The sequence below is a fragment of the Salinimicrobium sp. 3283s genome (genome assembly GCF_039602225.1).
GTDB lineage: Bacteria > Bacteroidota > Bacteroidia > Flavobacteriales > Flavobacteriaceae > Salinimicrobium > Salinimicrobium profundisediminis.
Genome location: NZ_CP143631.1, coordinates 1,940,766 through 1,960,498, shown reverse-complemented (window position 1 = coordinate 1,960,498; position 19,733 = coordinate 1,940,766). Strand labels below are relative to the sequence as shown.

The 19,733-nt window shown below is 42.0% G+C and carries 15 protein-coding genes; 12 read left to right on the top strand and 3 right to left on the bottom strand.

Translation table 11 applies throughout. The features are described 5' to 3' along the window. Positions 1-86: 86 nt before the first annotated feature. Positions 87-623: an alpha-ketoglutarate decarboxylase gene (locus VS868_RS08640; RefSeq protein WP_345596740.1), complete on the top strand. Its 537-nt coding sequence runs from the start codon at positions 87-89 to the stop codon at positions 621-623. Positions 624-628: 5 nt separating this feature from the next. On the opposite strand, the gene VS868_RS08635 is transcribed toward VS868_RS08640, so the two are convergent. After that, positions 629-1,603 (bottom strand): polyprenyl synthetase family protein, encoded by a 975-nt coding sequence (locus VS868_RS08635; protein ID WP_345596738.1) that lies wholly within the window; start codon positions 1,601-1,603, stop codon positions 629-631. Between the two features lie 158 nt (positions 1,604-1,761). On the opposite strand from VS868_RS08635, the gene VS868_RS08630 reads away from it, so the two are divergent. The 10 genes from VS868_RS08630 to VS868_RS08585 all read left to right on the top strand — a co-directional run bounded on the left by VS868_RS08630 (position 1,762) and on the right by VS868_RS08585 (position 16,196). Beyond that, positions 1,762-2,370: a TetR/AcrR family transcriptional regulator gene (locus VS868_RS08630; RefSeq protein ID WP_345596736.1), complete on the top strand. Its 609-nt coding sequence runs from the start codon at positions 1,762-1,764 to the stop codon at positions 2,368-2,370. Then, positions 2,367-3,728, top strand: a complete 1,362-nt coding sequence (locus tag VS868_RS08625) for a TolC family protein (protein ID WP_345596733.1) — start codon at positions 2,367-2,369, stop codon at positions 3,726-3,728. Before VS868_RS08630 ends, VS868_RS08625 begins: the two co-directional genes overlap by 4 nt. A 22-nt stretch (positions 3,729-3,750) precedes the next feature. Then, on the top strand, positions 3,751-4,923 hold the full coding sequence (locus VS868_RS08620; protein WP_266068026.1) for an efflux RND transporter periplasmic adaptor subunit: 1,173 nt from the start codon (positions 3,751-3,753) through the stop codon (positions 4,921-4,923). Position 4,924: 1 nt separating this feature from the next. Continuing rightward, a complete protein-coding gene (locus VS868_RS08615; protein WP_266068028.1) occupies positions 4,925-8,377 on the top strand; it encodes an efflux RND transporter permease subunit in 3,453 nt (1,150 codons plus the stop codon). Between the two features lie 131 nt (positions 8,378-8,508). After that, positions 8,509-9,705, top strand: coding sequence for a glutamate-5-semialdehyde dehydrogenase (locus tag VS868_RS08610; RefSeq protein WP_345596729.1), 1,197 nt, complete (start codon positions 8,509-8,511; stop codon positions 9,703-9,705). Further along, positions 9,689-10,510: a glutamate 5-kinase gene (gene proB / locus VS868_RS08605; protein WP_266068031.1), complete on the top strand. Its 822-nt coding sequence runs from the start codon at positions 9,689-9,691 to the stop codon at positions 10,508-10,510. Before VS868_RS08610 ends, proB begins: the two co-directional genes overlap by 17 nt. Positions 10,511-12,067: 1,557 nt before the next feature. Next, the gene (gene aspS, locus VS868_RS08600) at positions 12,068-13,822 is read left to right on the top strand and encodes an aspartate--tRNA ligase (RefSeq protein ID WP_345596727.1); all 1,755 of its coding nucleotides are present in this window, start codon (positions 12,068-12,070) and stop codon (positions 13,820-13,822) included. A 42-nt stretch (positions 13,823-13,864) separates the two neighbouring features. Continuing rightward, entirely contained in the window at positions 13,865-15,658 is a 1,794-nt protein-coding gene (locus VS868_RS08595; RefSeq protein ID WP_266068033.1) for a chloride channel protein, read from the top strand. Then, positions 15,655-15,900, top strand: coding sequence for a hypothetical protein (locus tag VS868_RS08590; protein WP_266068034.1), 246 nt, complete (start codon positions 15,655-15,657; stop codon positions 15,898-15,900). Before VS868_RS08595 ends, VS868_RS08590 begins: the two co-directional genes overlap by 4 nt. Before the next feature lie 101 nt (positions 15,901-16,001). After that, a complete protein-coding gene (locus VS868_RS08585; protein WP_228914110.1) occupies positions 16,002-16,196 on the top strand; it encodes a cold shock domain-containing protein in 195 nt (64 codons plus the stop codon). A 60-nt stretch (positions 16,197-16,256) separates the two neighbouring features. Here VS868_RS08585 and VS868_RS08580 read toward each other — a convergent pair whose 3' ends face one another. Continuing rightward, positions 16,257-17,210 carry an NAD-dependent epimerase/dehydratase family protein gene (locus VS868_RS08580; protein ID WP_266068035.1) on the bottom strand — a complete coding sequence of 318 codons (954 nt, stop codon included), beginning with the start codon at positions 17,208-17,210 and terminating at the stop codon, positions 16,257-16,259. Between the two features lie 132 nt (positions 17,211-17,342). Between VS868_RS08580 and VS868_RS08575 the strand changes: the two genes are divergently transcribed. After that, positions 17,343-17,924 (top strand): hypothetical protein, encoded by a 582-nt coding sequence (locus VS868_RS08575; RefSeq protein ID WP_266068036.1) that lies wholly within the window; start codon positions 17,343-17,345, stop codon positions 17,922-17,924. Positions 17,925-18,138: 214 nt separating this feature from the next. Here the strand turns inward: VS868_RS08575 and VS868_RS08570 are convergent, their stop codons facing one another. Continuing rightward, on the bottom strand, positions 18,139-19,650 hold the full coding sequence (locus VS868_RS08570; RefSeq protein WP_345596717.1) for an FAD-dependent oxidoreductase: 1,512 nt from the start codon (positions 19,648-19,650) through the stop codon (positions 18,139-18,141). Between the last annotated feature and the right edge of the window lie 83 nt (positions 19,651-19,733).

Sequence of the window (19,733 nt, the reverse complement as noted above, 5' to 3'; positions counted from 1 at the left end):
TAAAACGTTACAAAAGTACAATTTTTAAAAAAGAAGCACAGGAGCATTTAATATATTTACCTTATACCTTAAAAACTTTTAACATTATGAACTTCTTTCTCAGTAACAAAAAGAAGCTTTTGCTTTTAATTATAACGCTATATTCCACTCATTCATATTTGGTTGCACAGGAGAGAGAGGTGCCAAAAAGGGCATTTTTGGAAGATGTTCGTTTTGGGGGAAGTTTGGGTCTAAATGTTAATAATGGTTACTTCAGCGGATACATAGCCCCAAAAGCCCTCTATGATTTTAACTCTTATGTTTCTGCAGGAGCTGGGCTTCTGGGTTCTTATAACAAAACTTCCCGCTACTCCTCTTATACAACCGGCGGCAGCCTTATTGGCTTACTTCGGCCTTTAAACCCGTTACAGCTTTCCGCAGAATTTGAAGAACATTATGTCTCCCGAAATTTTGAATTGGACGGAACAAATAAAAAGGATTCCTACTGGTATCCGGGGCTTTTTCTGGGTTTGGGCTATGTTACAGGCCCCGTGAGCATAGGCGTTCGATATGATGTGCTGCACAATGATGAAAAAAGCATTTACGCAAACGCGTTAATGCCATTTGTCACCGTATATTTCTGATATTTTTAAACCTGCCGATCCATCAGGCCCTTTCCGAAATTGTAGAGCGGCTTTTTTCTTTCTTCCGGAATTTGCAATTCTTCGAGTACCTCAAATGCCTTTGTAGTGTACTTCTCAATTTCTTTACGAGTAAGTTCAGCCGCACCACTACTCTCAAAAAGGCCTTTTACAGTCTCCACTTTTGAGTTGGGGTCGGGGGGATTTATTGAATAAAGATGTTCCAGTTGCATAGCTTCACGTGAAGCTGCATGTTGTAGAGAAGACAGGTAAAGGAAGGTCTTTTTGTTCTCAATAATGTCACCCCCAACCTGTTTTCCGAAAGAATCGGGATCTCCAAAAGCGTCGAGATAATCATCCTGTAATTGAAATGCGATGCCCAAAAGACGTCCAAATTCATAGATCCTGTCGCAATTTTCTGCGGAAGCTTCAGCAACAATAGCCCCCATTTTTAAGGAAGCCCCTACAAGTACAGCGGTTTTGTACTCTATCATTTTAAGATAGTCATCGATGCTCACTTTCTCCTGAACTTCAAAATCCATATCATACTGCTGGCCCTCGCAAACTTTTATGGCTGTGCTCGAAAACAGCTCTGCCAGTTGCCTGAAGGTTTCTCCCGGATACTTCTCAAATAACTGGTATGCCTTAATGAGCATGGCATCGCCTGAAAGTATACCGGTATTGATATCCCAGCGTTCGTGCACCGTCTGCTCCCCCCTTCTCAAAGGAGCATCATCCATAATATCGTCGTGTACCAGGGAAAAATTGTGAAAAACCTCTATAGCCAAAGCAGCATCAAGTGCTTTTTTACTGTCACTGCCAAGAATCTCTGCCGCCATTAAAACCAGTACAGGCCTTACCCTTTTTCCTCCCAGCCCCAAAATGTAGACCATAGGATCATACAAATTTGCAGGTTCCTGCTTTACGATGTTTTGGGATAAGTAATCTTCAAATTCCTGACGATAGCGGTCTACTGTGAGCATAAATAGATTTTGTGCTAAAATACCAAAACAAGAAGAAAAATATCAACAGCCGCAAAATTTACTTTTCCTGTTCCGGCAAAGGCCATCTGTAAACTAAGGAAACTTTAACTGTTTTTAAAGTTTCCATTATTATCTTTGCGCCCTTATAATATCTTCTATTGAAAAATAAAATTGTAGAAAAAGCGGCCGACATGTTTATCACTCTGGGAGTGAAAAGCGTGACTATGGACGAGATTGCTGCTGAACTTGGTATCTCCAAGAAGACCATTTACACCCATTTTCCCACCAAAATCAAACTAATTGACGCCACAGCCGATTTTGTATTTCAAAATATTGCTGAAGGGATTGAGCAAATTAAAGCTAAAGACAAAGATCCCATAGCCGAATTATACGCTATTAAAGAATTTGCCTGCGCCCATTTAAAGCACGAGAAAACTTCACCCCAGCACCAATTGCAGAAATATTATCCGAAGGTTTTCTTAAAAGTAAGGGAGAACCAGGGTGAAATGCTAAAGGAAATTACGAGAGACAACCTTAAAAAAGGGATTGAAAAAGGCATTTATCGCAGCGATCTTCCCGTAGAGTTCATTAGCCGAATTTACTTTGTAGGTATTCTTGGAACAAAGGATCACGAATTTTTTCCCGAATCTCAATTTTCTCCACATCAACTTACAAATATGCATTTAGAGTACCACCTAAGGGCCATTGTAAGCCCAAAAGGCCTTAAAAAACTGGAAACCTATATAACCGCAAGCAGCACAACATGAAACACTTGATATACTTATTCAGCAGTCTGCTCTATATTCAAACCTGGGCTCAGGAACCCCCGGCGCAGCCGCTACCCCTTTCGCTGGAAGAAGCTATCGCTATTGGCCTGGAAAACAATTATTCTTCCCTGAAGTCTGAAAAAGAGGTTGAAAAAGCTCTCGCTCAAAAATGGGAAATCATTTCACAGGGTTTACCACAAATATCTGCTAACGCCGATTATCAGAACTTCCTCAAGCAACCGGTCACGCTTATTCCGGGGGAGATTGGCGGCGGTGAACCTGGAACATTTGTTCCGGTACGCTTTGGCACCAAACAAAACCTGAGTGCCACTGCTACCTGGCAGCAGCTTATTTTTGACGGCTCCTATATTGTGGGCGTGCAATCGGCCCGCACCCTGCTTCAAATCTCCAAAAATGCCAAAATCAAGACCGATTTAGAAGTGAGAAAGGCTATTATCAACGCCTACGGGAATGTGCTCATGGCCCGCGAAAGCGTTGAGATCCTTGAGAACAATCTCGAGAATGTGACAAAAAATCTCAATGACACCCAAAAAATCTTTGAAAATGGCCTTACCGAAGAGGAAGATGTGGAACAGCTAAAGATCACCCGCCTTAGCCTTGAAAACAATCTAAACCGTAACAGACGCATGCTGAGTATATCCCACCAATTGCTTAACATGGCCATGGGGCTTCCGGTAGAACGTAAAATAATTCCTACAGATGACCTTAACACTCTTGCACTTCAGTTTTATGATTTACAATTGCTGGAAGAAAGCATTCCGGTAGAAGAGAATATCGATGTACGCATCGCTCAGAATTCCGCAGAAGCCGCAAGGATCTATGTGAGATTAGAAAAGGCCAAAGCGCTGCCAAGCCTCACCGGTTTTATTAACTACGGCACCAACGGCAACAGCGACTCCTTCACCTTTTTCAATGATGATCAGGTATATTACCAGCAATCTATTTTAGGGATAAGCCTTAACGTGCCTGTGTTTAGCAGCGGGATGAGAAACGCCCGCACCAAGCAAAAACAACTGGAATACGACCAGGCCATGCTGGATCTTGAGGAAACCAGGAACCAGATCTCTCTGGAAATAGATGCCGCAAAATCCGATTACCGCTACAGTCTTGAAAATTTTGAAACCCAGCAGGAAAGCCTGACCCTGGCCGAACGAATTGAGAACAAGAACCAGATCAAATTCTTTGAAGGCCTTGCCAGTAGCTTTGAGCTCAGCGAGGCGCAGCGGCAACTATACACTGCACAACAAAACCTGTTACAGGCCATGCTTGAGGTGATTAATGCTAAAGTAGAACTTGAAAACGTGCTGAGCACAAAAAAATATTCTGAAGAAGAATAACCAACAACGAACAGTCAAAAAAATGAAAAAGATAAACCTGATACCCGTAATCTTACTACTCCTAATTTCCTGCGGAAAAAGTGATTCTGTCGAAGGAATTATTGAAAGTGGCGACCTCAGCGAAATAAGGGCCAAAAAAGCCGATTTAAGTGCCAGGCAAAGTGAACTGTCTTCCCAGATCACAAAACTGGATGCCGCCATAGAAAAACTGGCCGGGAATAACGAATTTACCCTGGTAAGCACAAGAAAAGTCTCCGATTCCCTCTTTAAACATTATGTTGAGCTGCCGGGCGATGTAGAAACCCGCCAGAATATCATCATTTACCCCGAATTTTCTGGAATCCTTGAAAACATAACTGTAGAGGAAGGCGACAGGGTTCAAAAAGGGCAAATTTTGGCACGCATTGATGAAGGCGGCCTGTCAAGCCAGCTGGCACAAATGGAAGCCCAGGCATCCCTTGCCAAAACCACTTTTGAGAGACAACAAAGACTGTGGAACCAGAACATAGGTAGTGAAATACAATACCTGGAAGCAAAAACCAACTATGAGGCACTACAAAACTCGGTGCAACAAATGCGCTCGCAACTGGCCAAAACAGTAGTAAGAGCTCCTTTTAGCGGGGTAATAGATGAAATCTTTTCAGAACAGGGAGAAGTAGTTAATCCGGGGCAAAGCAGGCTTTTCAGGCTCATTAATTTGTCTGATATGTACATCACCGCCGCAGTACCTGAATCTTACCTGGGAACCATTAAAAAAGGAACCGAAGTAATGGTAGACATAGCGGCCACCGGCACTTCGTTTACCAGCACGGTGAGGCAGGTAGGAAATTTTGTGAATCCGGACAACAGGACCTTCGAGATCCAGATCGCAGTACCACCCAGCCAGGAGCAGGTAAAACCCAACCTTATTGCCAATGTAAGGATCAACGATTACACTTCTGAAAATGCTATTATTATTCCCGAAAATCTGATTCAGAAGAATTCTGCCGGCGAGAATGTTGCTTTCGTTGTTCAAAAAGAAACCGACAGTACAGGAGTAGCCCAAAAAAGGGTTTTAAAAACAGGAATGGCCTATGACAATGCTGTAGAAGTACTTTCAGGCCTTCAGGTGGGAGATCTACTTATTACCAGTGGCGCTCGCAGCATTCAGGAAGGGGAAGAGGTAGAGATAGCTAACCGCAAAGCATTGAACTAAGATGAAATTAGATAAAGAATTTAAACTTTCTTCCTGGGCTATAGACAACCGCATGACGGTGTATGTCATCGTCGCCATCATTCTTATTGGCGGCCTGATGTCTTACTACAGCATGCCGCGGGAGTCTTTCCCAGAAGTTGTAGAAACCAAGATCTACGTGAGTTCGGTGAACCCCGGGAATTCCGCAGAAGACGTAGAGAAATTCATCACCGAGCCTCTCGAGGAAGAATTCAACAACATTGCCGGTGTGCAGGACATCTCTTCTACTACCCTTCAGGATTACTCCCTGGTGATCGTGGAATTTGACGAGGATATTTCGGTAGATGCAGCAAAGCAAAAGGTGAAAGATAAGGTTGACCAGCAAAAAGCAGCAACCACCTGGCCCACGCTCGATAATGGCGCCAAGGTAGAACCAAACGTCTTCGACCTGAATATTTCCGAAGAAATGCCCATCCTAAACGTAAACCTTACGGGTGATTATCCGGTGCAGCAATTAAAGGAATATGCAGAATACCTGCAGGACAGGATCGAACTTCTTCCGCAGATAAAAGAAGCTTCTGTTAGGGGTGCCGAGGAGAAAGAGGTGGAGATCGCGGTAGACATTTATAAGATGACTGCTTCAAAAGTGAGCTTTCAGGATATTATAAGTGCCGTGAGCACAGAGAACCAAACCATCTCTGGCGGAAATGTGATCACAGGAGGAATTCAAAAGAATATTCGCATACTTGGAGAAATAACCAATCCCGATGAACTTAAGAATGTCATTGTAAAAAGGGAAGACGGAAATGTCTTTTTACGGGATATAGCAGAGATCAGGTTCCAGGAACAGGAACCCACCACTTTTGCACGGGAGCATGGAGAACCCGTGGTGATGCTCGATATCAAGAAGCGCGGGGGTAAGAACATGATCGAGGCCATTGAAAATATTAAGGCCATAGTTAAAGAAGAGCAGGAAACAAGCCTTCCCGACGATCTTCATATCTCCTTTACCAACGACCAGTCTACCACTACAGAAAATATGGTAGACGACCTTGTGAACAACATTATATTTGGGATCATCCTGGTAGTAGTGGTGCTCATGTTCTTTCTTGGTTTCCGAAACGCCCTTTTTGTGGGGTTTGCCATACCACTTTCCATGTTCCTTTCCTTTATCATTCTGTCAAGCATAGGCTTTACACTGAACACCATGGTGCTTTTTGCGCTGGTAATGGGGCTGGGAATGCTGGTAGATAATGGGATTGTGGTGGTTGAAAACGTGTACAGCCTCATGGACCAGGGCGTGCCAAGAATAAAAGCAGCAAAACAAGGGGTGGGTGAAATTGCCTGGCCTATTATTGCTTCAACCGCAACAACTCTTGCAGCCTTTTTCCCACTGGCATTGTGGCCGGGAACCATAGGAAAGTTCATGGTCTACTTCCCCATCACTTTATCTATTGTACTGGGTTCTTCCCTCTTTGTGGCATTAATTATCAATTCGATGCTGACTTCAGAATTTATGAAAACTGAAGAAAAGGAGCTCACAAAAAAGAAGCTTATTCGCATAAGTGCAATTTTGACCGGGGTGGGAATAATACTTCTCATCGCCGGATTTGTGCTTGACATGGGTGGCCTTAGGGCAGCGGGGAATCTCTCTATTCTTGCCGCTATTTTGCTGTGGGCTTATAAATATTTTCTAAGCAGCTGGGTAGATTTTTTCCAGTACAGGGCGTTAAAGAAACTGGAGAAAAAGTATGAAGCTACCCTGCGTTTTTCTCTCCGCGGAAAAAATTCTTACCTGGTTTTCTTCGGAACTTTAGCCATGCTCATCCTGTCCTTTATCTTGGTGAGTATTGTACAGCCGAAGGTGCTCTTTTTCCCTGAAAATGAGCCTAACCAGATCATTACCTATATAGAACTGCCTGAAGGAACCGATATCAAAAAGACCAATGAGATCACCAAGCAAGTTGAGCAGCAGGTTTATGAGGTGATAGAAAAGTATGAAGACGAAGACGGATACAATTTCATGGTAGAATCGGCCATCTCACAAGTGGGCCGGGGTGCCGGAAATCCGCAGACTGACGGGGGCCAGCAGAACGATATGCCTCACAAGGGGAAAGTCACCCTCACCATGCGGGAGTTTAAAGACCGCCGAGGGGTGAAGAGTAGCCATGTACTTTCGGAGGTTCGCGATGCCGTACAGGATTTTCCCGGGGCTTCGATCATTGTTGAAAAAGATGCTGCCGGGCCACCTGTTGGTTATCCTATCAACATCGAATTAAAAGGTGAAGATTATGAGCAAATGCTTATTACTGCCGAAAACCTGAGGAAGCAAATTGGGGAAATGAACATCCCCGGCATTGAAGAGCTGCAAATAGATGTGAACAAATCTAAACCTGAGCTCAACGTGCAGGTAGACCGCGTAAAGGCAGGGCAGCTTGGCGTCTCTACAGGTACAGTGGGACAAACTTTGCGAAGGGCAATTTATGGCGAAGAGATCTCTACCTTTAAAGAAGGTGATGAAGATTACCCAATTAATGTGCGGTTCAATGAAGATCTAAGGTATAACGAAAATGCCCTTTTTAACCAGCCCATCACTTTTAAAAACCAAAGCACCGGAAACATTGTACAGGTACCAATATCTTCGGTGACAAAAACTGAGCTGACTTCTTCCTTTAGTGCCATAAAACGGAAAGATCTAAAGCGTGTGATCACTCTGTATTCCAATGTTCTGGAAGGCTATAACGGAAACGCCATTGTAGAGCAGCTTCAAAAGGAACTCGCTTCTTACGATCTTCCAGAAGGGATTTCTCTTGAATTTACGGGAGAGCAGGAAAAACAGCAGGAAAATATGTCGTTCCTTCTAAAAGCCCTTTTAATTGGGTTAGGCGGAATTCTACTTATCCTGGTTGCCCAGTTCAACTCAATTCCAAAACCATTGATCATTCTCATAGCAGTATTCCTGTCTTTAGCAGGAGTCTTTCTTGGGCTGGTAGTATTCCAGATGGATTTTATCATAATTATGACCATGATGGGGATCATTTCGCTGGCAGGAATTGTAGTGAACAATGCTATTGTACTGGTAGATTATACCCAGATACTTATTGACCGCAAAAAAGACAGTCTTGGAATTGACGATAAAGACCTACTGACAAAAGGCCAGTATTTTGAGACGATTGTTGAAGGAGGCAAGTCAAGATTGCGGCCTGTACTTTTAACTGCCATTACGACAGTGTTAGGTCTCATTCCTCTCGCTATAGGACTCAACATAGATTTTTTCTCACTTTTCACAAATTACGATCCTCAAATATACATTGGTGGTGATAACGTAATCTTCTGGGGTCCACTGGCCTGGACGGTTATCTTCGGGCTTATCTTCGCTACCTTCCTAACACTGGTGGTGGTTCCCGCAATGCTTTATCTGGTGAACAGAGGCCGCGTAAAAGTGAGGAATAAGAGAGAAAAATTAACTGCTTAAAATGCCATTTTTGAACCTGAATATTAGAAACCTCCGGATAAATCTGGAGGTTTTTTTATATATAGGCAGTCTGGCAAAGTGTTTGGACACTTAAGGCAGGAACAATTTAATTATTAATTAAAATTCAACGAATGAACACTCAGTTAACCATTGATGAACGTAACGCAGTTTTGGTCTCAATGGCAAATCTTGTGGAAAAGGAAAAAGACAATATTTTAAAAGCAAATAAGATCGACCTCGACAGCTATTCCGGGGAAGATCTGGCCATGGAAGACCGGTTAAAAGTTGATGATGCCAAAATTGAAGGTATGATAGGCTCCCTAAAACACCTGGCTTCCCAGGAAGACCCGGTAGGAGTGGAAAGATTCAGCTTTAAGCATGAAAACGGCATGCAGGTTTACAACCGCACCGCATCTTTTGGTACCGTAATGATCATTTATGAATCAAGACCCGATGTAACTGTTGAAGCTGCAGGGATCGCCTTTAAATCGGGAAACAAGATCCTTCTTAAAGGAGGAAAAGAATCCCTTAATTCAAACCTGGAAATTGTGAAACTTTGGCACCAGGCTCTTGAAGAAAACAATATTTCTCCAAACTGGGTAGAATACCTTCAGTTTGACAGAAAACAAACTCAGGAATTTCTCGCTAACCCAAATCAGCAGGTAGACCTTGTGGTACCACGTGGTGGGGAACGCCTTATCAAATTCGTTAAAGAAAATTCTTCGGCACAGGTGATTGTGAGCGGACGCGGAAACAACTTCGTCTACATTCACGAAAATGCCGATACAGATATTGCTATTGATGTGATCTTAAACGGAAAAACAGGGAAAATTTCTGCCTGTAACGCCGTAGATAAAGTATTGATCGATTCAAGGCTTCCGAATAAAAAAGAGTTCATAAACGAACTTTTAAACACGCTGAAGGAGCACAATGTAGAGGTAATTGCCGATAAGTCTCTTGAAGATCTAGATGGCACCCGACCTCTTAACAGTGAAGATGAATGGTATGAGGAATTTCTCGACTATAAAGCATTGATAGGAGAAGTAGATTCTGTAACCGAAGCTATTGCCAAGATCAACAAGTATTCTGGCGGGCATTCGGCATCTATTATTTCAAAAGATGACAAGGAAGCACAGAAATTCATGGAAAATGTTGATAATGCAGCGGTTTACCACAATGCTTCAACAAGATTTACTGATGGCGGACAATTAGGACTTGGTGGAGAACTTGCCATTAGTACAGATAAACTACACCAGCGGGGGCCAATAGGGCTTCAACACCTAGTAACCAACAAATGGTATATTCACGGAAATGGACAAACTCGATAAAATTTTAGAACAGAATAATATACAAATGGAAACTCCAAAGAAGAAAAAGAGGATACTTTTAAAATTAGGTTCTAATACGCTAACCAAAGAAACCGACCATATTTCGAGAGGCAAAATTGAAGATATAGGCCGGCAGATTGCCGCCTTAAAAGACGATTACGAGTTCGTGATCATCAGTTCGGGGGCTGTAGCTGTAGCCAAGCAATTTGTGAACCTGGAACGCAGTGGCGAGAATATAGATGTAAAGCAGGCTTTAGCATCTATTGGCCAGCCGCACCTTATGCGTATTTTTCAGGAAAGCTTTAGAGAGCTTGGGTTGTTGATAGGGCAGTGTTTGCTATCGCCAAACGACTTTAGCAATGAAGATTCCCGTCAAAACATCATCAACACTGTAAATGTGCTGGTAAAGAATGATTACATTCCTATTATTAACGAGAATGACACTTCTTCTACCGATGCTATAAAGTTTGGTGACAATGACAATCTTGCTGCGCAAACAGCGGCTTTACTTGACGTAGATTTATTTATCATTGCCACTAACACGCATGGTGTCTACAAAAAAGGTACAATTGAAGCTAAAACTCCGGAAACCATCCGTAAGGTAAGCGATTTGGCAGAGCTCAAGAAAGAAGTAATGAGCGAGACAAAATCAACTCACGGTACCGGCGGAATGGAATCAAAAGTTTCGGCTGCCGAGATCACTCAAAAAGCCAAAATTGAAACCTGGATCGTGAATGGTCTTGATGACAACTTTATCCTTAATGCTATTAATGATAAGGTGCATTTCACAAGAATTCACCACTAGATTATATTGATATTAATAGAAAAGCTGCGCAGTGATGTGCAGCTTTTTTTATGCTGAAATTTTAGCTGAAAAAATCCAATTCACTTCCTGTCCCAAGATTGTACACGGCCCGGATTGCAAAGAAAAAATTCGTGGATTCGTGGCAAATAAAGATTGTGCTCGGCACGGATTACAAATCCGCGCCAACCTCAGGTATAAATAAGAAATACACAAGCACCAAATTCCAATTTATGTCTTGTCACAGGCAGGAAGGAAATAGAAATTTTCAAATAAAATCATCTGTGCATCTGTGGCAGAAATTTCACAAGAGCCCAAAGTTTTCGTTCACAATAAACTTCAGAAGAAAACAGAAAATTCGTGGATTCGTGGCAAAGAAATGTTTGTACACGGCACGGATTACAAATCCGCGCCAACCTCACATAATAAATAAGAAATATACAAGCACCAAATTCCAATTTATGCCTTGTCACAGGCAGGAACGAAATAGAAATTTTTAAATAAAATCATCTGTGCATCTGTGGCAGAAATTTCTCAAGAGTCCAAAGTTTTGTTCACAAAAAACTTCAGAAAAAAAACAGAAAATTCGTGGATTCGTGGCGAAAAAATGTTTGTACACGGCACGGATTACAAATCCGTACCAACCTCACATAATAAAGAGAAATACTCAAGCACCAAATTCAAATTTATGCCTTGTCACAGGCAGGAACGAAATAGAAATTTTTAAAAAAAATCATCTGTGAATGTGTGGTAAAAATTTCACAAGAGCCCAAAATTTTCATTCACAAAAAACTTCAGAAAAAACAGAGAAAATTCATGGATTCGTGGCAAATAAAGATTGTACACGGCACGGATTGCAAATCCGCGCCAACCTCACGTAATAAATAAGAAATAGTCAAGTACCAAATTCCAATTTATGCCTTGTCACAGGCAGGAACGAAATAGAAATTTTTAAATAAAATCATCTGTGCATCTGTGGCAGACATTTCACAAAAGCTCAAAGTTTTGTTCACAAAAAACTTCAGAAAAAATTCGTGCATTCGTGGCAAAGAAATGTTTGTACAAGGCACGGATTGTAAATCCGCGCCAACTTCACGTAATAAATAAGAAATAGTCAAGCACCAAATTCCAATTTATGCCTTGTCACAGGCAGGAATGAAATAGAAATTTTTAAATAAAATCATCTGTGCATCTGTGGCAGACATTTCACAAGGGTCCAAAGTATTCGTTCACAATAAACTTCAGAAAAAAAATTCGTGGATTGGTGGCGAAAAAATGTTTGTACACGGCACGGATTACAAATCCGCGCCAACGTGCTGCTCTAAATGATCTGCGTATATCCGCGAGATCAGCGGGAAAAAATTATAATCATTGGCAATTAATTCCACGTTAAAAGCCAAAAGCCTGAAAGCCAAAATCATTTTCAGGAAGACCTCTCAAAAATGTCATTTTTGGCACCTCTTTAAATTTAGATTTAAATTTTCTCGATTACTTTTTCCAATCTTCTTTCAATCCCGTGAGTTCTTCTTATTTTTGCCCCTCTAAAAGATCAAAACGATTATGTACAGAAGTCATACCTGCGGGGAATTAAGAATAGAAGACCAAGGAAAGCAAGTAACCCTCTCAGGATGGGTACAAAAGACCAGGGATAAAGGATTTATGGTGTGGGTTGATCTACGGGACAGGTATGGCCTTACCCAGCTTATTTTTGACGAGAAACGCACCCCAAAAGAGATCATGGAAAAAGCTTCCCAGCTGGGTCGCGAGTTTGTGATTCAGGTGAAAGGAGAAGTCATTGAGCGGGAATCCAAAAACCCAAACATGCCGACTGGTGATGTGGAGATCCTGGTTTCAGAATTAAATATTCTTAATTCGGCTCAACTTCCGCCGTTTACTATAGAAGATGAGACTGATGGAGGCGAAGACCTCAGGATGAAGTATCGCTATCTCGACATAAGACGTAACCCGGTGAAGAACAAACTTATCTTCCGCAGCAAAGTGGCTATGGAAGTGCGTAAACTTTTATCAGAAAAAGGATTTATTGAGGTTGAAACTCCGGTATTAATTAAATCTACGCCCGAAGGTGCGAGAGATTTTGTGGTGCCCAGCCGCATGAATGAAGGACAGTTTTACGCTTTACCGCAGTCGCCACAAACTTTTAAGCAACTGCTTATGGTAGGCGGAATGGATAAATACTTCCAGATCGTAAAATGTTTTAGAGATGAAGATTTGCGTGCAGACAGGCAGCCGGAGTTCACACAAATTGACTGTGAAATGGCTTTTGTGGAGCAGGAAGATATCTTAAACATGTTTGAAGATTTTACACGTAACCTCATCAAAGCAGTTAAAGGCGTTGAGATTACCGAATTTCCGCGCATGACCTATGAGCAGGCCATGAGGAAATACGGAAATGACAAACCCGACATTCGTTTTGGAATGGAATTCGGCCAACTTAATGACCTAGCCAAGAACAAAGGCTTTAATGTTTTTGATCAACAGGAACTGGTAGTAGGAATTGCGGTTCCGGGTGCTGCTTCCTATACAAGAAAAGAGATCGATAAACTTATTGACTGGGTAAAAAGACCTCAGATTGGTGCTAACGGATTGGTTTGGGTAAAATACAACGAAGACGGATCACTGAAATCTTCGGTTGACAAATTTTATTCGGAAGAAGATCTAAAAGCATGGGCAGAGAGAACAGGAGCAAAAGCAGGAGACCTTATCCTGGTAATGGCAGGTGATGCCGATAAAACCCGAACCCAGTTAAGTGCACTAAGAATGCACCTGGGCAATGAACTGGGATTAAGAAAAGCCGACGAATTTGCACCGCTATGGGTGGTTGATTTTCCCCTTTTAGAGTGGGATGAAGAAACAGGAAGGTATCACGCCATGCACCACCCTTTCACTTCCCCAAAACCCGAAGACATCAAATTACTTGACACCGAACCCGGGAAAGTTAGAGCCAATGCCTATGACCTGGTGCTCAATGGAAACGAGATTGGAGGAGGCTCCATAAGAATTCATGACAAGAATACGCAGGCAATGATGTTTAACCATCTTGGATTTACACCCGAAGAAGCTAAGGCTCAATTTGGCTTCCTCATGGATGCATTTCAATATGGCGCACCACCACATGGCGGTATAGCCTTTGGTTTTGACAGGCTTGTTGCCATACTGGGTGGACAGGAAACTATACGTGATTACATCGCTTTCCCTAAAAACAACTCGGGCCGCGATGTGATGATAGATGCTCCGGCAAGAATAAGTGAAGATCAACTTAAAGAGCTAAACTTAAAGTTACAAGTTAATTCCTAATATAAATGTCCTGCCTGTCAGGACATTTTTTTCTTTATTACTATGAGTACTAAAAGCAGGAATCCGTTATTTACAAGGTTTTTGATTTGGAGAACCAAACACCTTTCTTTGCAGCAGTTTGTAATGATACTGGCGGCCCTCATAGGTTTTACTGCAGGTTTGGCAGCTGTGGTGATCAAGAACCTCACCCACTTTATTCAGCGTTTACTTGAAGGGGAGCTAATTGTAAACTATCATCATGCTTTCTACTTCATCTTTCCTATAGTTGGGCTGGCACTTACACTATTCATAGCAAGGTATGGGATAAGACATCCCATAGGGCACGGTATACCTTCAACTTTGTACGCCATTTCAAAGAAAAAAGGGCTTATGAAGCCCATGCAAATGTATGCCTCCATACTCACAGCACCTATCACGGTAGGGTTTGGAGGATCTGTAGGGCTTGAAGGCCCCACAGTAGCAACAGGAGCGTCCCTGGGTTCAAATATCTCGAGAGCTTTTAACATGAACCAGGCGACCCGCACCTTACTCATTAGTTGTGCGGCAGCCGGTGCCATGTCAAGTATCTTCAAGGCTCCCATTGCGGCAATTGTATTCGCCATTGAAGTTTTTAGCCTGGACCTCACCCTGGCCTCCCTTCTACCTTTGTTACTGGCTTCAGTTTCTGCTATACTTACTTCATACTTTTTCTTTGGTTCAGATATTATTTTGCCTTTTAGCCTTAAAGACAGCTTTGAAATGAGTGATGTGCCTTATTACATCCTCCTGGGCGTATTGGCAAGCCTCTGCTCCATCTACTTTACAAAAGTTTATTTCTGGATCAATAAATTATTTAAACGGCTGGATTCTCCTTTTCACCGCTTACTTGTGGGAGGAGGAGCACTGGGAGTGCTTCTTTTTCTCATTCCGCCGCTGTATGGAGAAGGTTATAATGTAATAAATAATTTGCTGCAAGAAGATTATCTTGAAGCTTTGGGCAGTAGCTTATTCAATGAATACCTAGACAATTTTTGGGTAATCATTGCGCTCCTTGCCGGGCTGGTGATCTTCAAAATTGTGGCCACTTCGCTTACTTTTAACGCCGGTGGAATTGGAGGGATATTTGCTCCCGTTCTATTTATGGGAAGCACCATGGGGCATTGCTTTGCTTTGTTCATGAACCACATTAATGTATTAAGAAGTCCATTATCGGTAAGTAATTTTACCCTCGTGGGAATGGCCGGGCTAATGGCGGGAGTGCTTCACGCACCTCTTACTGCCATCTTCCTGATTGCTGAGCTCACTCATGGATACGAACTTTTTGTGCCGCTCATGATCACTTCAGCAATATCTTTTATGATCACTACCAGGTTCCTGCCACATTCAGTATACACCAGTGAACTGGCAAAACGCGGAGAGCTGATCACACATAATAAAGATCATGCAGTCCTTACCCTCATGAATATAAAGCAGGTTATAGAAAGGAACTTTGTTACTTTAAAGACAGGCATGACTTTGGGTGAGATTGTGAAGGAAGGTGTGGTAAAATCATCGCGGAATATTTTTCCCGTGGTAGATAGCGACAATAACTTTATGGGTGTGCTATTGCTGGATGACATAAGACCAATAATGTTTGACAAAAAACTTTACGACAGCGTAAAGATTGAAGAACTTATGCAGGCAGCACCCGATATTATTGATGAAGAAAAAGACAGCCCAAAAACCATAATGAAAAAATTTCAGGAAACTGATGCCTGGAACCTTCCGGTAGTGCGAAAGAATAAGTATCTTGGGTTTGTATCAAAATCTAAGCTTCTTACTGCCTACAGGAAGAAGTTAATAGAAGTAACCGTATGAAAGTTTTATCCATTCTTACCCAGATAGTGGCCATTTTAATCGGGATCTCCTTTTTAGCGGGGTTTTATATTATGCAGGATGATCAGGCATTAGGAGACAGGATTGTTGGGCTCTCTGTGCTTGCAACAGTTTTCTTTCTCTTACCCATGTTCCTGGTACTTCGCTGGCGTGGAAAAAAATTAAAAGATTACACGCTTTCCGATGAAAATTTGAAGAAAATGAACGATCGGAAAAAGAAGTAACTGCCACGTTTTAAAATTTTTAGAAATAAATAACAATTTGATTAACCCCTGTTTCAATAATTGGATTATGTTTGTACTTTATTAATTATTATTTTTTTACAATGGAAGGTACAGTTAAATTTTTCAATGAATCAAAAGGTTACGGATTCATCACCAACGACGACACAGGAAGAGACATCTTTGTTCACGTTACAGGACTTAACGGAGAAACTCTTAATGAAGGAGACAAAGTTGAGTATGAGGAAGAAGAAGGAAGAAAAGGATTGACCGCAACTAGAGTGCGCGTAATCAACTAATCATATTAGTTTTTAGCTCAATCAAAAAGTCCTGCACACTGTGCAGGACTTTTTTTGGTTTTATACATGATGTACTTCCTTGATTCCTTCCAACATTTGGGAAGTCATTTTCTCGAGGTCAAATTCATGCCTCCAGCCCCAGTCCTGGCGGGCAGCAGAATCATCAATGCTTGATGGCCACGAATCGGCTATTGCCTGTCTAAAATCGGGATCGTAAGAAATTTCAAAATCAGGAATATGTTTTTGTATTGAAGCAGCAAGTGTCTCTGGAGTGAAGTTAAGAGCAGAAAGATTGTAAGAAGATCTTATTTTCACATTCTCAGCCGGGGCTTCCATTAAAGAAATCGTGGCTCTAATAGCATCATCCATAAACATCATAGGCAGCTCGGTATCCTCTTTTAGGAAAGAGGTATATTTTTCGGTTTTCAGGGCCTCATGGTAAATCTCCACAGCATAATCTGTAGTACCACCGCCGGGCAGTGTCTTATAACTAATCAACCCCGGATAACGGATACTTCTTACATCAACGCCAAATTTCCTGTGATAATATTCACACCAGCGCTCCCCGGCCTGTTTGCTTATTCCATAAACCGTAGTTGGCTCCATGATAGTGGTTTGAGGAGTATTTTGTTTAGGCGTGGTAGGCCCAAATACAGCAATACTTGACGGCCAAAAAACCTTGCTCACTTTTCCATCTTTTGCAAGGTTAAGAACGTGGAACAAAGAATCCATGTTCAATGCCCAGCCTTTCATGGGAAACTTTTCGGCTGTAGCACTCAGCATTGCTGCCATTAAGTATACTTCATCAATATCATATTGAATAACAAGGTCTTCAATTTGATGATAGTTGGTAGCATCGGCGATCTCAAAAGGGCCAGAAGCCATCAGCTCTTTGCTTCCTTCCCTAATGTCACAGGCAATTATATTATCTTTTCCCTGTTTTTCCCGCAGGGCCATAGTAAGTTCGGTTCCTATTTGCCCGCAAGCACCAATTATCAATATCTTTGAAGCCATAAAAGTTTCTTTTTTTAAGTAGCAGCAAAGATATTCAATTCAGGAAAGATGAGAAATTCCCTGGTCCTAAATCCGGGGCCATTTTGGATATAATGACTTAAAAAAACTGTACGAAAAGCATATCTTTAGAAAATGAGAAAAATTGTTCTGTTATTGAGTTTTGTCTCCTTCTTTTCCTGCGGAGAAAAACAGGAAGCACCGGTTTCTCCAATTGATTCTGAAAAATCATTTTTAGATCCTTTGGAGGTAAACACTACCCGCTCGGTAAATCTTTTACCTAAAGCCAGGGAGGTTGCCGGAGAGTGGCTCGCATACGCCACTGCACAGAACGAAATTCAGAATTTAGAAAACAGTACAGGGCAGGAAATACTCAGCTCGGCAAATAATCTCGTACAGATCATGGAAAACCTGCGTACCACCATTCCTGATTCTTTAAAAAGCACAGCGGTTGAAGCCCGTGCCAATGTTCTCTATACCAAAGCACAGATACTCCATCAACTTTCAAATAAAAAACAAAAGAACCCCGACGAAATACTTGATCTTGCTGAAGACATGATCACCGAATTTGATAATTTCAAGTTGCAGCTCAACGAACTTTTCCTGAAGACCCCTGAAAATTTTGAAACGGAACTTGACCGGGAATTTCAAGAGCCCCTGGAACCCGACAGTACCGGAACCATTCCCCTATTTCGCAGAAATGTTGAAAGGCAGTGATTTAAACGGAAACAAGAATCACGAGACTAAAGGCAAGACTTTTTTAAATATTCAAACACCAAATTCACAACAATTTTTCAAAAAACATCTTGGCGAATCTGTGCAATAAGCGGTAAACCTTTTAAAGGAAAAAGGTATATTAAATATTGTATAATCTAAAATAAAACTGCCTCCTGGAACTTTACTAAGCATTGATCACCTGACCGGTAAATAACTATTCTTTCTCCCTCGCTGCAGGATCCTTAGGCGCCAGCGGTAAAAAGGCAGGACCTTCAATCACTTCTCCTGTTGCCTTGAACCTGCTTCCGTGACAGGGGCAATCCCAGCTTTTCTCGGCATCGTTCCAGTCTACTATACAATCCATATGGGTACAAACGGCCGACTGGCAATGTACCTGTCCCTTTTCATCTTTAAAAACAGCCCATTTTTCATTCTCTACTTCCACTACTTTTCCCTGGCCGGCAGCAATTTCATCAAAAGAACCGGCTTCAGCTTTTCCAGGCAGCTCTTTGATGTATTGTTTGGCTACATTGAGGTTTTCCTTGATGAAATTCTTTGCCGACTTAACAGGGGTGAACCTGGATGCTTTATAGAGATCACTCCACTCATTTTCCCTGTTATTAAGCTGGTCATTTAAGATCATAGCCGAAAGCACCCCATACGTAAGTCCATCTGTAGAAAAACCTGTGGCGATATAAATATTGTCATCAGAACTTTCGCCTATATACGGCAACCCATCTGCAGGTTTGTAATGCTGTGCACTCCACTCATAATCTATTGAAGCAACATCAAAATGTTTTCTGGCATTCTGTTCCAACTTTTTGAAGAAACAGCTGTAATCATCCTCCTGTCCAACTTTGTGATGGCCACCTAACACCAGCACATAATTATCTTCTCCCTTGCTGTATGTGCGCATTGAAGTATGAAAGTCGGCCTCTGTGTCCCAGTAAATACCATCGGGAAAATCACCTGAGTTTAATTTAGCTGCAATTGCATATTCCCGGTAAGGATAAAGTGCGGTTTGCAAGCCATAAATTCCCTTGGGAGTATGGGTGGCTAAAATGACCTTTTTGGCAGTTACTTTAGCGCTATCGGTTGAAAGTACAAGATCTTCCTCCTTTTCAATATGGTGGACCTCCGAATTTTCGAAGATCCTGCAATTTGCACTGTCAATTTTTTCTGCAAGCCCCCTCACAAACGCAGCAGGATTGAACTGGGCCTGCCCTTCTATCTTTATCGCCTTACTCACTTTTACAGGTATGGGTAAGTCGTGTACTTCTTCTACCGGCAACCTGTAATGAGCAGCAGCTTTGATCTCCTTCTCTATGGTCTCGTCCTTTTTTTCTGTCTCGCTAAATAGATACCACGGCACGCGCTTAAAACTGCAATTAATCTGGTATTTATTTACCAGTTCCTCTACCAGGTTTACTGCCTGTCCCCGCGATTGCGCCACTCTTGAAGCTGTATCTTCATTCCATTTGCTTTGAATGTGATGCAGGCGCTTATCTACCATAGCGTAGAGGTTCCCTGTAGAATCGCCCGTGGTCCCGCCACTTATAGTACCTGCTTCAAGAAGCACTACCTTTTTACCCGATTTTGCCAAAAGGTATGCGGTTGTAATGCCCGTAATACCTCCCCCAATAATGGCTATTTCGACACTAATATTTTCATTTAAAACGGGAAAATTCGTGTTCGGGGCGGCTGATTTCCAGATAGATCGTGTCATAAAAAAAGGTCTTTTTTCTAAAGATAACAACCCTTGTTCCTGCTGCCAATTGTATTAAGTTAGTTTTTTGTTAATCCTGCCAC